Source organism: Staphylococcus simulans, assembly GCF_002902285.1.
In the GTDB taxonomy this organism is placed as follows: domain Bacteria; phylum Bacillota; class Bacilli; order Staphylococcales; family Staphylococcaceae; genus Staphylococcus; species Staphylococcus simulans.
In genome coordinates this window covers 1-14,982 of record NZ_PPRU01000020.1, presented here as the reverse complement: position 1 = coordinate 14,982, position 14,982 = coordinate 1, and the positions used below count along the sequence as shown (strand labels likewise).

At 35.2% G+C, this 14,982-nt stretch carries 13 protein-coding genes; 4 read left to right on the top strand and 9 right to left on the bottom strand.

What is annotated here, in order from left to right:
* Nucleotides 1–12 precede the first annotated feature (12 nt).
* The 4 genes from CD112_RS05915 to CD112_RS05900 all read right to left on the bottom strand — a co-directional run bounded on the left by CD112_RS05915 (nucleotide 13) and on the right by CD112_RS05900 (nucleotide 5,026).
* Nucleotides 13–1,266: an MFS transporter gene (locus CD112_RS05915; RefSeq protein WP_373364858.1), complete on the bottom strand. Its 1,254-nt coding sequence runs from the start codon at nucleotides 1,264–1,266 to the stop codon at nucleotides 13–15.
* 21 nt (nucleotides 1,267–1,287) lie between these two features.
* A complete protein-coding gene (locus tag CD112_RS05910) occupies nucleotides 1,288–2,883 on the bottom strand; it encodes a xylulokinase (protein WP_103364004.1) in 1,596 nt (531 codons plus the stop codon).
* A gap of 300 nt (nucleotides 2,884–3,183) precedes the next feature.
* The gene (locus CD112_RS05905; protein WP_103364003.1) at nucleotides 3,184–4,305 is read right to left on the bottom strand and encodes an ABC transporter permease; all 1,122 of its coding nucleotides are present in this window, start codon (nucleotides 4,303–4,305) and stop codon (nucleotides 3,184–3,186) included.
* The gene (locus tag CD112_RS05900) at nucleotides 4,295–5,026 is read right to left on the bottom strand and encodes an ABC transporter ATP-binding protein (RefSeq protein ID WP_023015552.1); all 732 of its coding nucleotides are present in this window, start codon (nucleotides 5,024–5,026) and stop codon (nucleotides 4,295–4,297) included. The genes CD112_RS05905 and CD112_RS05900 overlap by 11 nt, the downstream gene beginning before the upstream one ends.
* Before the next feature lie 244 nt (nucleotides 5,027–5,270).
* Between CD112_RS05900 and CD112_RS05895 the strand changes: the two genes are divergently transcribed.
* The 4 genes from CD112_RS05895 to CD112_RS05880 all read left to right on the top strand — a co-directional run bounded on the left by CD112_RS05895 (nucleotide 5,271) and on the right by CD112_RS05880 (nucleotide 7,706).
* Nucleotides 5,271–6,638 carry an FAD-dependent oxidoreductase gene (locus CD112_RS05895; protein WP_103364002.1) on the top strand — a complete coding sequence of 456 codons (1,368 nt, stop codon included), beginning with the start codon at nucleotides 5,271–5,273 and terminating at the stop codon, nucleotides 6,636–6,638.
* Between the two features lie 146 nt (nucleotides 6,639–6,784).
* Nucleotides 6,785–7,042, top strand: coding sequence for a hypothetical protein (locus CD112_RS05890; protein WP_002479937.1), 258 nt, complete (start codon nucleotides 6,785–6,787; stop codon nucleotides 7,040–7,042).
* Between the two features lie 112 nt (nucleotides 7,043–7,154).
* Nucleotides 7,155–7,445 (top strand): hypothetical protein, encoded by a 291-nt coding sequence (locus tag CD112_RS05885; protein ID WP_103364001.1) that lies wholly within the window; start codon nucleotides 7,155–7,157, stop codon nucleotides 7,443–7,445.
* Between the two features lie 3 nt (nucleotides 7,446–7,448).
* Complete coding sequence (locus tag CD112_RS05880) at nucleotides 7,449–7,706, top strand: hypothetical protein (RefSeq protein ID WP_002479939.1); 258 nt, start codon at nucleotides 7,449–7,451, stop codon at nucleotides 7,704–7,706.
* A 59-nt stretch (nucleotides 7,707–7,765) separates the two neighbouring features.
* Here the strand turns inward: CD112_RS05880 and CD112_RS05875 are convergent, their stop codons facing one another.
* The 5 genes from CD112_RS05875 to CD112_RS05855 form a co-directional block, all read right to left on the bottom strand.
* Nucleotides 7,766–8,911: a glycosyltransferase family 2 protein gene (locus CD112_RS05875; RefSeq protein WP_103364000.1), complete on the bottom strand. Its 1,146-nt coding sequence runs from the start codon at nucleotides 8,909–8,911 to the stop codon at nucleotides 7,766–7,768.
* Between the two features lie 338 nt (nucleotides 8,912–9,249).
* Nucleotides 9,250–10,737, bottom strand: coding sequence for an aldehyde dehydrogenase family protein (locus CD112_RS05870; RefSeq protein WP_002479941.1), 1,488 nt, complete (start codon nucleotides 10,735–10,737; stop codon nucleotides 9,250–9,252).
* A 202-nt stretch (nucleotides 10,738–10,939) separates the two neighbouring features.
* Nucleotides 10,940–11,875: a ketopantoate reductase family protein gene (locus tag CD112_RS05865; RefSeq protein ID WP_002479942.1), complete on the bottom strand. Its 936-nt coding sequence runs from the start codon at nucleotides 11,873–11,875 to the stop codon at nucleotides 10,940–10,942.
* Between the two features lie 161 nt (nucleotides 11,876–12,036).
* Nucleotides 12,037–13,359, bottom strand: a complete 1,323-nt coding sequence (locus CD112_RS05860) for an APC family permease (RefSeq protein ID WP_023015557.1) — start codon at nucleotides 13,357–13,359, stop codon at nucleotides 12,037–12,039.
* Between the two features lie 572 nt (nucleotides 13,360–13,931).
* Nucleotides 13,932–14,982, bottom strand: a 1,051-nt coding sequence (locus CD112_RS05855) for a glycosyltransferase (protein WP_219727506.1), incomplete at its 5' end; no start/stop codon positions are given.

Below are 14,982 nucleotides of genomic sequence, written 5' to 3'. Positions count from 1 at the left end.
ATCACCTTTTCTTTATTTTTGTAGTGAAGGCTGTTTAACTTTCATAAAGAATGTTAAAACAAAGCCGATACAGTAAATTGCTGCATAAACCCAAATCGTTACTAACGCATCTCCAAACATTAATACAATTGTTGCAATCGCAGGCCCTAAGAAGTTACTTAAACCTGCTGACAAGTTATGAATAGACACTGCTGCACCTTTATGACGAGGTTCAAGGGTCGGGAAGATGGCTGACATCGGTACGAAAGCAGCTACTGCAAACCCAAAGGCTGTTGCTACAACTGCTGTAATCCAGAAACTAGGTCCGAACCAAAGTGGCACATAATAGAATCCTAATGTTGAAAGCGCCATGCCGATACAACCAAACCAACGAATCTGTTTGACCCATCCTATCTTATCACCAACAATTCCCCAAAAGAGATTGGTAAAGATAGTCACGATATACATGAAGCCCCAGATTTGAAGCCATTGTGACGTGCTGAAACCAAAGTCATCTGTAAAGACAGCCGGCATAAATGCGACTAAACCAAATAAAGAAAGTTGGTTGATAATACGAACTACACATGCAATCGCAATTTGTGGATTACGTAAAATCGTTACACCTCGTAAGATTTCTCCGAACATTTCTTTAGTTGTCAGTTTATCGCTTTCCTTCTTCATACCTTCTCTATCTTTGACTAAAAAGAATGCCATTAAACCACCGATAGCGATAAAGATAATAGAGCTCCATAACGTGCCCATAAAGCCGATAAATGGGATAGTAAAACTTGGTAAGTATGAACCTAGTACACCAATACCGATTGAATACATGGCCCAGAACCAACCCATAGCAGACGCTAATCTTTGTGGCGGTGCTGAGTATGTAATCCATACTACGAAACTGTAAATAAACATCGGGTATGCGATACCACGAATACTATACATAATAATCATCATCGCATAGTTATGTGTTTCTAAACCGAAGACTAAGAATCCGACATGGAAGATAATCCAAGTAATAAACGCAAATGTCATCAGACGTCTTGGACTAAAGACTTCCGCTAGTACTCCAGATAGCCAAGAAGCGATCGCAACCACTAAACCGTAAGTTGTTAATACAGTTGAAGCTTGACTCGCACTAAAACCAATATGTTGAATATATTTTGATAGGAAGGCTTGTTCAATACCATCACCTGTCATAAATACCGCTACTGCGATATAACCCCATATTAAGGTCATGGGTAAACCTAAAAATTGTTTTGACTTATTTCTCTCTAATGTCTGCACAATATTCTCCTTTGTTTATCTTTATGAATTAAAGTGTGTATCTGCTTGACGTTCTAAAGGTAATCCCGCTTCAAACCGCTCAATATACTGTTTGAAACTCTCTACATCCTCTGCTTTTGGTTCAAGCACTAATGCTTCGACATCACCAAATGCATGATGATCTAAGTAATCTGATAGTTTTTGACCTTGATGGTCCACATGATAACGAGCAAGCACCGCAATACCCCATGCACCGCCTTCACTCGCTGTCTGCATCACACTGACCGGACTTTCAAGTGCTGCAGCTAAGAAGCTTTGTGCTACGCCTTCTGTTTTAAAAATACCGCCGTGACCAATCATACTGTCGATTTCCAACGCTTCATTACGTTTCAATAAATCGATACCGATTTTCAACGTACTAAAAGCACTGAAAATATGTGTTTTCATCACATTCGCCAAATTAAACTGGCTTTCTACACTGCGAATGAACATTGGATAACCTTTTGGCACATCTGTAATAAATTCACCCGAAACATAGCCATAAGATAATAAATGACCGAGTTCTTTATCCCCTTCAAGCGCCTTTTCGAACATCCGTGTAAATAAGTCTTCCTTCGTATATGCAACTCCCATCGTATCCAGCACTTCTGCGAATAAATCCATCCAATCATTGATATCAGACGTGCAGTTATTCGCATGAATCATCGCGACTTCATCACCTGCAGGTGTCGTCACTAAATCAACTTCTGGATACAATTTCTCTAATGGATGATCTAAGACAATCATAGAGAAGATACTTGTCCCTGCAGAAATATTTCCTGTTCTTGGTGCGACACTTTTCGTTGCGACCATACCTGTTGCCGCATCCCCTTCAGGTGCACACATCGGACATCCAGCTTGTAACTCTTGATTTGGATCAATCAACTTCGCACCTGTTTCTGTTAAGTAGCCTGCATCTTCTCCAGCTACCAACACTTTCGGTAAAACATCATACACATCTTGCATATAACCTTCTTTGTGATAAAGGTCATTAAATTGATTTAATAAATCTTCTCTGAAGCGATGCGTCTTCGGGTCTATTGGAAACATACCTGAAGCATCTCCAACGCCTAAAACACGTTCACCTGTTAAATACCAATGTACATAACCAGATAATGTCGTCATATATCGGACATGTTGCGTATGCGGTGCATCGTGAATCGCCGCATCATATAACTGCGCAATACTCCACCTTTCAGGAATATTCACTCCAAAATGTTCTGTTAGCTTACGTGCTGCATCATGTGCGTTATTATTACGCCAAGTACGAAATGGTACTAATAAATCGTCTTTATCATCAAACGCTAAATAGCCGTGCATCATACCACTGATACCTAAAGACTTTAACTGTTTAATAGCTACACCATACTTGTCTTTCACTTCATCTGTCATCGATTGATAACTGATTTGAAGTCCGTTCCAGACATCATTAAGTGAATACGTCCAAAATCCATCTTTAAATGTGTTCTCCCATTCAAATGACCCTGTTGCGATTGTTTCACATTGTGCATTAACCGCGACTGTTTTGATTCGTGTAGACCCAAGTTCTATACCTACACTGATATCTCCAGCTTCAATCTGTTCCTTAATCCTTTCCACAGTTTCCACCTTCTCCTAATATTCATTCACTTTCTCTATTTATGTAACAGTTGTATATACAACTGTGTAACCGTTATCATAAATCGTAATCCACAATGAAAGCGTTGTCAATAAATATCTTAAACGTTTAAGGTTTATTCTTACACTTTAACAAGTGATTTACTAAATATTAGTAGTGTTTGGTGGTTCATGTATTTTCGAGCGCAGTAAATAGCATCATGTTTATGAATATTGAAATAAGTAGACAAAAACTAAAAAAGAGACCTGTCCTTTTTGAACAGATCTCAATGTATGAATCACTCACACTTTTCTATAACGTTTTAAGCCTACAATATTCAGTATCGTAAATACTACAATAAAGAGAACTAAAATACCGATATCAAACCAGAATGTATTAATACTTTGTGCTTTAATCATAACTTTAGTCAACGCATCCCCTGCATACCGTAATGGGAACAAATAGCCGATACTTGCGATAAAGCGATTCACATTATCCAACGGAATAATACCAGAGAATAATACTTGCGGTACGACTACAATCGGAATAAACTGCAGCATTTGAAACTCTGAATTCGCAAACGTGGAAACGAATAATCCCATAGTAAGTGCCGCAAAGGCAATCAGTATATTGATTAATAGTACCCACAAGATATTGCCTGCGACATCAACTTTCAATAAGTAAATTGAAAACAGTACAATAATCAACGTTTGTATCACCGCAAAGATACCGTATCCGACTAAGTAACCGAACACAATTTCACTACGTTTGATTGAAATTGCAAGTATACGTTCTAAAGTACCTGTCGTTCTTTCTCTTAGTAACGCAATACCTGAAATTAAGAATACAAATAAAAAGACAAAGAAGCCCATTAAAATCGGAAACATTTTATCAAAATAACTGCTGTTAGCATCTCCATATAAATAATGCGCATCAAGTGAGGTTAATTCTGATGTTTGATTTGATTTCATAGCTGCTTTACTTGCTTGAGGCATCTCAGCCAGTTTTATTTTGATAGTTTTCATTTCACCCGCAAGTGCTTGCATTTTATCTTTTTGAAGGGTACCAGCTAGAATTTGTTTTACCGCTGTCGTTTTACTTGGATTCTCATTCGTATAAGTGACCACTAATTGTTTATCATCTTTTTGAACATAAGCATCTAAATCATGTTGTTCGATTAAGGTTTTGACAGATTCAGAATTAGAATAAGTTTCTGTCTGCACTTTATCTTTTGGCAGTGCTTTAACAAAAGATTTAGGAACATCTTCAGAGAAACCGATATTTAAGTGTTCTTCATTATCGCTATTAAACAAGAAGAACATAATCGTCAAAATGATTAAAGGGACGATAAACATTAAAGCGAGTGTACGTTTATCACGAACTAGATCAATCATGACACGTTTTAAGACTGCTTTAAATCTCATGACCCTTCGCCTCCTCTGCTTTTAAGAATACCTCTTCAATACTTGAAGCATTAAACTGTTGTTTTAATTCATTTGGTGAGCCTAACGCAAAGATATGACCGTCTACTAATAAGCCAACTTGATCACAACGTTCTGCTTCATCCATGACATGTGTTGTCATCAAAATAGTTTGTCCTTGTTCAGCTAGTTGACGCAGTTCATGCCAGATTTTTTGACGTAGACTCGGATCAATACCCACAGTCGGTTCATCTAAAATAAGCAAGTCTGGTCTCCCTAATAAAGTAATTGCTAGGGATAAACGCCGTTTCATACCGCCTGAAAATGTATGTACAATTTGCGATTGTTTATCTTCTAAATCGACCAGTTTCATATAGCGTTTAATATCCTCGTTTAATTGCTTGCCGGATAATCCTTTTAAATTTCCAAAGAATACTAAGTTCTCTTTCGCACTTAAATTCTCATACAAAGCGAGTGTTTGTCCCATATAACCGACATGGCTCAATACTTTACGATTTGGCATTGAATGATTATAAATAGAAGCTTCTCCTCCATCTAACTGTTCCATACCTAGCCAACATTTAATAGCTGTTGTTTTGCCTGAACCACTCGGTCCGATTAATCCCATAATTTGACCTTGTTGAAGCGTCAACGAAATATCTTCCAGCACCGTTTGCTTATTAAACGCTTTAGATGCATGTGTTAACTGTGCGACAGCTTGCATAACTTCTCCCCCATTTCCTATCTCTGCATTGCATATCCATATTACTTTCATTATAAGCCATTCTGGTCTACGAACAACGTATCACCTTTTTAAAACACCTTAATTACACATTTTAAATATGACAATTTTATCAACTTTGAACAATAGCCTGATATGTAAGTCTAGCAATTAACCTTAAGGGTAAATATAATAATGAGACTATTTATATATAAATACAACTTATATTAGAGGAGGCTATTTCTTTATGAAATATGTAATTGTCGGAACTTCTCACGCAGGTTATGCAGCAATCGAAACGCTATTAATTTCAGATCCAGAAGCAGAAATTGAAGTGTTTGAAAGTGCAGATAAACCTTCATTCTTATCCTGTGGTATTCAAAGTTATCTAGAAGATGTTGCGCCTAGTTTAGATTCACTACACTATGCAAGCGAGGAATCACTAGAAGATCGTGGTGTTAAAGTTCATGTGAATACTACAGTAACTGACTTAGATACTGAAAATAAAACTGTAACAGTTCAAGATAAAGACAATAATGAATCTAAAGTTGATTATGATAAATTATTCTTAAGTCCAGGCGGCGTACCAAATGCACCGCCAATTGATGGCATCAATGACTATAATAATGTGTTATTCATGCGTGGTGCTGACTGGGCAGGCAAAATCAAAGAACGTATGAAATCTGCGAAAAAAGCAATCGTTGTCGGCGGCGGTTATATCGGTATTGAAGCTGCAGAAGCTTTCGTTAAAGCTGGTATTGATACAACAGTGATGGATGACGGAGATCGTTTAATTAAGACGTACCTAGACAAAGAATTTACTGATATTCTCGAAGAGAATGCGAAAGAACACGGTTTAAAATTCAGAGGTAACGAAAATGTGAAAGCATTAAAAGCAGATGATAATAATAACGTAACTGGCGTTGTGACAGACAACGGAGAATTTGAAGCCGATACAGTTATCTTTACTGTAGGTGTTAAACCTGCGACAGAATGGTTAGATGGTAAAGTGAAATTAGGTACTAAAGGTATTATTGAAATTAACGACCACCTTGAAACATCTGAAAAAGATGTCTACGCAAGTGGTGACGCAACAATGATTCCTTATGCACCTATTGAAGAAGAACGCTATATTGCCCTTGCGACAAACTCTCGTCGTCAAGGTTATGTCGCAGCACGCAACATGGCTGGCCATGATATGAAAATGCCTAGAGTTTCTGGTACATCTGGCTTATCATTATTCGATTATAAATTTGGTCAAACAGGTGTACATGAATCAGAAAAAGATAATTATGACGGTAATTTAGGTGCAACGTATATCGAAGTACCTGTACGTCCAAAATTCAGACAAGATGATACAACTGTGCATCTGAAAATTATCTATGATGAAGATTCTCACCATATCTTAGGTGGTCAAATTATGAGTAAAGAAGACTTAGTAGAATCTATCAATACAATTTCAGTCGCAATCAATGCGGGTTGGAAATTGGAAGATTTAGCGTTAGTTGACTTCTTCTTCCAACCTAATTTTGATCGTCCATGGAACTATCTAAACGTCTTGGCACAACGTGCATTAGGCGATGATGTCTTCCCTAAAGACAATCAATTATTCTAACAACTCATTAAATTAATAATCATGTAGAGTGCGGGGCAGTGTCAAAACGGCACTGTCCCGCTTCTCATGTATTTGCTTAACATACCAACTGCCTTTAGAATGAAAGTAAGCTCAAAAACATAGATAAGTGAGGAGGTTCGTCTAATATGTCTCCAGTTTTAATGTGGGTATTATCATTAATTTTCTTCGTGACGGTTATTTTAATTCAAGGTTCTTTAATGAAACGTATTAAAAGCGACTGGAATTTAATCGTGCCTGTAATTTCTGTACTTGTGATGACAGGTTTATTCATCGCAAACTATATCGTCGTTCCAGTCTACATTCTATATGTACTTGTGACTGCGTTTCACGTTTATAGATACACACACGGTACTGTCAAAAACTTTAAAGGTTTCAAAGACTGACTTACACACATACCTAATTGATTTTAGGTATGTTTTTTATTGTCTTAACAAGCTCAACCAATATGATAAACTATAACCATAATCAATAATATATTATAAAGAAGGTGCAACGTTGGCTACTTTTCTAAGTACTATCAGTATCGTCATTCTTTATGTTGCCGCACTATTTACGCAGCACTACATACTGCGTCATACCAATAAGAAATATAAGTTTGTAGTACCGATTGTATATTCAGTCATTTTGTTGGTGTTGTTCTTAACACATATCATTAACTTACCAACTTTTATTATTTTCTTTATATTAGGCGCAGTTCAACTCTTCGGCCTTGAACAACAACTTAAACGACATGAGGAAAATAAACAGAAACATTCTGAAGCAGACAAAAAGAAAGAGGTGACATAAAACATGTCTCCATTTTTAATGCATTGGATTGTACCGCTTGTTACGCTGATTATTGCGATTCTTCTTCAAAAAGTAATTGCGTCAAAAGCAAGTGGCAAAGCTAAGTTTATCATTCCTGTTTTATTCTTCATTATAATTATCGGGTATAACTTGCAAGGTATTATCTTATTAGCTCATACAGTTATTTTTATTGTAGTCGGTGAATTCTTCATCGTACTTCAAGGTTTCAAATCTGATAAAGCACATGATGAAACTGACTAATATTATAAAAGCGGCACGTTTAACGAAAGATTTTGCTTTCTTAAACATGCCGCTTTATTTTATACATTCATTTGTTTGATACGTTGTGCTTGTTTTTCTTTTTCTTTTAATTCACTTTCTTCTCGTTCTTGTAAATTCGTTTTGTATGATACAGGTTCTTGAGGTTTTGGTATCGCATGATGCAAGGGTTCTATATTAGGATATTTCTCTCGTTGATCAGATGTTGATTCGAATTCCTCTGTTTTCTTCTTTTCTGCTGACTGTTCTTTTAAATTTGAATCTTGTTGAAGATATTTCGGACGATTCTTCACTTCATAATAAATACGTCCAATATATTCACCAATAACTCCTAATGAAATCAACTGAATACTACCTAAGAATAAAATCGCAAAAATTGTAGTGAAATAACCTGGTGCGTCAATACCGTTAAAGATAATCATTAAGAAATTGATTAACAAGTATAATAAACTAATACCAAAAATGCCCATACCAAAGTACATAATTGTACGTAACGGCTTGTTGTTAAACGAAATTACACCGTCTACACCGTAATCTAATAATTTAAAGAACGACCACTTAGAGTCCCCAGCTATGCGTTCTTGGTTTTCGTATTCAATCGTTTCTGTCTTATAACCTACCCAAGAAAATAATCCTTTAGAGAATCTTTGTGTCTCTCCTAAATCAGCAAGTGTACGTACTACACGTTGACTTAATAAACGGAAATCACCTACACCATCTTCAATTGGTACATCGACAAAGCGATTGACCAACTTATAATAACAATGCGTCATAAATTTACGTGTAGCTTTTTCTCCTTCACGATTACGTTTAGCAATAACTTGGTCTGTACCATTTTCTAAATACTTCTCAATCATTTGTGGAATTAATTCAGGTGGATGTTGTAGATCACCATCTAAAATAATCACTGCATCAACATCTCTACTTTGATCCAGTCCAGCATACATTGCAGCTTCTTTACCAAAGTTTCTACTGAATTCAATGTATTTTACGTGTGAATCATATTGACTGTAATCTTTAACCTTTTCAATTGTGCTATCCTTACTCCCGTCGTCAATAAAAAGTAAATCAAAATCATAGTTTTGTTTTTTCGAATCTTCTTCTAGAACTTTCTTTAGTTCTTTGTATGTGTAGTTGATAACATCTTCTTCATTAAAGCATGGGATTAACATTCTTACTTTAACCATTCTATTTCTCCGTTCTATTGTAAAATGTTTCCACTTCTTCTATTTATATTAAGGGTTATTTATCTATATACCCAAATTTGTATTTTAAATTTAGAAACAATATGTTTTTAATATACTACTTAGAATTTGTTTCACATTATAATAGATGACTTTGACTTTTTCTAATAAAACCTAGCATCTTTACAAAATCTATATATTCTTAATGAAGGTTATACAATGACTTCAAAGTATACGAGGACTTTATCCTTCTAACAAAATAAAAAGCACCAACCATCTTCAATAAATAAGATGGTTGGTGCTTAAATTCAAATTAATACATTTTTTGGACCAAATGAAACTTAGTATAGTCCTTTAGTTTGGTTGCTTGTATCAATATAAATGTTTTTAACTTGTTGATAGTTTTGGATAGCTGCTTTGTAAGTTTCACGGCCAATACCAGATTTTTTGTAGCCACCGAATGGAGCGCCTTCTGGTACTTGGTTATAAGTGTTAACCCAGATACGGCCTGTTCTAACTTCACGTGCAACTTTCAATGCACGGTTGATGTTTTCAGAGAAAACGCCGCCTGCTAAACCGTATTCAGAATCATTTGCGATTTGAATTGCTTCGTCTTCATCTTTAACTTTAATAACTGTTAAGACAGGGCCAAAGATTTCTTCTTGTGCAAGTTTGTTTTTATTATTTTCTACTGCAATGATTGTTGGTTCGAAGAAATAACCTTTAGATAATTCTCCATCTGTTAAGCGGTTACCGCCAACTAAGATTTCTGCACCTGATTCTTTAGCATAATCTACATAATTTTGGATTTTTTCTAATTGTGCTTCACCTGTTTGTGAACCCATTTGAATATTTTCATCTAGAGGGTCACCTACTTTAATACGGCTGAATGCATCTTTTAAGCGATCCATTAATTTATCATAGATATCTTCTTGTACAAGTAAGCGTGAACCAGCACTGCAGACTTCACCTTGGTTGAATAAGATACCAAGTTGAATACCTTCTACCGCAACATCTAAGTTTGCATCGTCTAAGATGATGTTAGCTGATTTACCACCAAGTTCTAGTGTTGCAGGAACTAAGCGTTTCGCTGCAGCATCAGCAACTTGATAACCTACTTCTGTTGAACCAGTGAATGATAATTTATCTACACCTTCGTGATTAAAGATTGCATTACCTGATTCAGAACCTTTACCTGTTAAGATGTTTACTACACCATTAGGTAATACTTCTTGGAAGATTTTAGCTAATTCAATTAAGCTGACTGGTGTAGATGATGATGGTTGGATGACTACTGTGTTACCAGCCGCAAGTGCTGGTGCTAATTTCCAAGCTGATAATAACATTGGGAAGTTCCATGCTACTACGGCACCTACAACACCAATTGGTTCATGACGTACAATACTCATAACATCTTCACTCATGTCATTAACTGTACCTTCATCTGTGTCAATTACACTTGCGAAGTATTCATAATGACGTGCTGATAATGGAATATCGATTGTGGATGTTTCACGAATCGGTTTACCATTATTTAATGTTTCGATAACTGCGAAACGATCTTTTTGTTCTAATAATTTGTCACCAATTTCGCGTAATAATTTCACGCGCTCTGCTTTAGGTGTTTTACTCCAGCTGTCGAATGCTGCTTGTGCTGCTTGAACAGCTTTATCAACATCTTTTTCGCTTGCTTTAGCTACTTTAGTGATAACCTCACCTGTTGCTGGGTTTGAAACGTCAATTGTTTCTCCTGATTCGCTCGGTACAAACTCACCATTAATAAATAAATCATAACTGTCTTGGATATAGTCTCTTACATTTACACTCATGATTAAAAGCCTCCTTTAAAGCTAATTTATTTATTGCTCAAGGTTTATGAAAAGCTTGGAAACCTTGTTAAAACCTATTGTGAAGCGTTTTCAGTTGTATATTAATTATCACATAATTAAATAAGTTAGTCATACAATGTGCTTATGAATCCATTCAAATGAAAAAAAGCCCTGCATCATGCAGAGCTTTTAAAGATCTTAATTATGCTTTTACATGTGTCATTTCTAATTGGTGTACTAAATGTTTCAACATTGTATTGTTTGGTGTTGGAATACCAAATTCTTGACCATATTCTTCAACTTGACCGTTTAGGTAATCAACTTCTGTTAAACGACCACTATATAAGTCTTGGTGCATTGAAGGATGATGTAAACCTTGTGTTTCAACAGGATAAGATCCTTCGATTTTATGCACGATTGTGTCAAAATCTACTTCAACGCCTTTAGCAGCTGCTACTTCTACGATTTCACGTATGATTGGTGTAATCATTTCGCGTGAATTTTCGTATGCTGCAAAATCAACGATACGTTTATCTAAAATTGTACAAAGTGGATTAACTACACTATTAAGTGCTGCTTTTAACCAAACTGTTTGCATAATTTGATTACTGATTGTTGGATTTAAACCTGCATCTTCAAAGACTTGATTAATTTCTCTTGTTCTTTCACTTTCTTTACCATCAACACGTTGGAAGTCTACAGTACCTACACCTTCAAGTAATAGTTTGCCCGGTCCTCTTAAACCAGCTGTCCACATTGTAACAGCAAGATAGATTTGTTCCTCAGGTACGACTTGTTTAAAACGTTCGTCATGACCCAAACCGTTCATCATTGTCAATACTGCTGTGTCTTTAGTAATAGCCCCTTTATCTTTCAGCTTTTGCAACATTTCTACAGATTGCATTGCTTTGGTAAGAATGATGACTAAATCATATTGATCATTCACTTCTTCAGGTGTAATCATTGTCGCATCTACTTGATAAGTCTCAGTTTCTGTTTGAATTTCAAAGCCATGTTTTTGTACAGCCTCAACGTGAGGTAACCAACTATCAATAAATGTAACGTCGTAACCTGCTTTTTGAATTTGTGTACCTACACGGCCGCCCATAGCGCCGGCACCAGCAACTGCAATTTTCATATTCATCGTACTCCTTACGTTTGTATTGCGGTAAGTTATTACCGTATCTAAAGTTGTATCTGTTTATATTATAACGCTTAATTCTGTTATTTTTGAATATTGAGATAACTTATATTTAAAAATTAGCCGGCAATTTTGCCGGCTAATCATAATGATTGAGATTATTTAGCTTCTTTTCTCTTTGTATAATAATAGATTGGAATACCTAATAAAGTAATGATAATACCAATTGATGCGAGTAATGTTTGAGTGAATAATGTATTAATTAATACGAACACACCTGACACAATCGCAATTAATGGTACGATTGGATAAAGTGGTACTTTATAAGGACGTTCCATTTCTGGTTCTCTACGTCTAAGAATCATTACTGCTACGAAAGCCATTGTGTAGAATGTCCAGATAACAAAGATCAACATATTTGTAATTGTATCGAATGCACCTAAAGACATCATAACGAAAGCAATAACGATTTGAACTAAACCACTTGCCCATGGTGCTTGTCCTGGTGTCAATTTCAAGAAGAAGTTCTTGAATGGTAAACCGCCACGTTCAGCCATCGCATATGGTACACGCATACCTGTCATCATATAACCATTTAAAGCACCATATACAGATACCATGATACCAATTGTGACAATTTTACCTCCGCCATTACCGAAGATTTTAACAGAAGCTTCACTTGCTGCGTTCAAGTTACCGCTGATTTCTGAAATTGGTAATGTCATTAAGAATACTGCGTTGATTAAAAGATAAACAACCATTACAGCACCTAAACCGATAGTGATTGCACCTGGTAAGTCACGTTTTGGATTCTTCAACTCACCAGCAATTGTACCAACGTGCATCCAACCATCATAAGCGAACATAGTCGCAAGTAAACCTGCACCTAAGGCTGTAAAGAAGCCTTGCTGCTCACCTGATTGAATTGGGAATAGTGAGAATTCTACATTACTAGGTGCAAAGAAGCCGACGGCTACAATTAAGATAATTGGAATCAGTTTAATTACTAATGTAATAGACTGAAGCATACCTCCTGCTTTAGATCCTAAGCAGTTGATAAAGTATACAGTTAGCGCAGTTATTAATGCAATCAACAAAATCCAATGTGCTTTAATATGGAATAAGTTAGTAAATTGCGTCGCAAAGACAATTGCTAAAGCAGCAACGTTTGCTGGGAAATAAATAAATGCTTGCGCCCATCCTGATAAGTAACCCCAGAAGTTACCGTAAGTATATTCAATATATTTAACAAGTCCGCCTGTCTCTGGAATTGCGGCGGCAAGTTCGGCTGCAGTCAACCCTGCACAGATTGTTACTAAACCACCTAACAGCCATACCAACATTGCCATACTTGTAGAGCCCGTTACTTCTGCGACACTGGAAACTTTAAAGAATACGCCAGCGCCGATTACCGTTCCCATAACTATGGAAATGGCTGAGAAGAAACCTAAATTACGTTTAAGCTCATTTTGATTACTCATATCTATCTATCCTCCATTTACTCATACGTGATAAGCAAGTAGAGAGACGCTATACATTATTAAAACAGTATCATTCAATATTATTACAAAAATAAAAGACCATACCGCACAACACATACATGGATTTTAAAAATCTTTGTATTTGTCGTACTGTTCAGCCGCTTCTTTAACCCTTCCTTATTGAATGCGCTTACATACTGAAAAAAATAACTTTTTATTTGTCTCTGTTACTTTTATCCCTTTTGATAATGTTAATCATAGCTTCCTGTTACAGTTTAACGCACGCTCGCATAATGGGCAATAACATTTTCTTTTAATATATACACAATTTATGAACAAACTTTGAAAAGGTGTTTTGAATGTATTAAAGAAAACTGTTATTTATTTGAGGTAGTTAAACCAAACTTAAAATATCTGAATAACCCCAATCAATCATACTTATTTCTATTACCTGCTTCTCCCTCTTTTAAATCATTTTTTACTTTATATTTAGACTTACGTTCAAAAAAATCACATTCTACTTTGGTAATTCATACCAAAATAGAATGTGATGTCGTGTCATCTCATATGTTTTATAAGTCTAAGAGATCATTTTCTAATTTATTAATGATTTTTTCATTATACTTTTTATAGTCAAATTTTGATGCTGGTACTTCACCTTTTAGAAACTTTAGTAATCCATTAGTGATACTCTCAACATTATTTTCTACCAACAAACCATTTTCTTTATTTATAACTGTATTAATACCACTTACGTTAGTTCCGATAATTGGTTTACCCAATACATTTGCTTCTATAATTGCCATTCCTTGACCTTCATTATTTGAAGCTAATACAAAACAATCACATTGTTCTATAAATATAAAAGGAGTTTGTATAAAACCTAGAAGAAAGACATTTTCTTGTAAGTTCAACTGTTGAATCAGTTTATTTAAATCATTATATAAAGGGCCATTTCCGATAATAAACAATTTACTATTTTTTTCTTTTTCAACTACCTTTTTAAATGCTTTGATTAAATTAGAATGATTTTTTTCAGGTGATAGTCTACCTACACTTACAAAATTAATATCATCCTTACTTGGTGACTGTACACATTTTATATTACAATTGCGTTTATTTACTTCATTTATATTGTATATAGTGAAATCTACTTTGTTTCCATCATTGTATAGTTGAATATGTTTATTTTTATCATGTGCTTCTTGAGCTATTTTAATTATTTCTCCACCATCAATAACATTTTCAATTGAAATCATTTTTTTCAGTGGATTAGTTATAAATTCTGCTAAGTTTTTCTGGTTTTCTTCGTTAACGCTTTCCGAAACAGATACAATTCTATCAAATTGATCATACAAACTAAAAATAACTTTTAAGTTCCATTTGTGTTTATAGACCCCATTTATTTTTTTATGATATTCTTCAAACATATTTGCATGAAGAAAAATTGCTTTAACTTTTACAGGTGCAAATGCAAAAAGTGCTGTAAACATTTTATTGTAACCACCATAATCGATTAGAACATCAGGATTTAAATTACCAAATACTCTTTTAAAATCCATTGAAAAATATTTCTTCAAATGACTTTTTATAATGAATTTTGAATTAAATCCTTGTCTATAC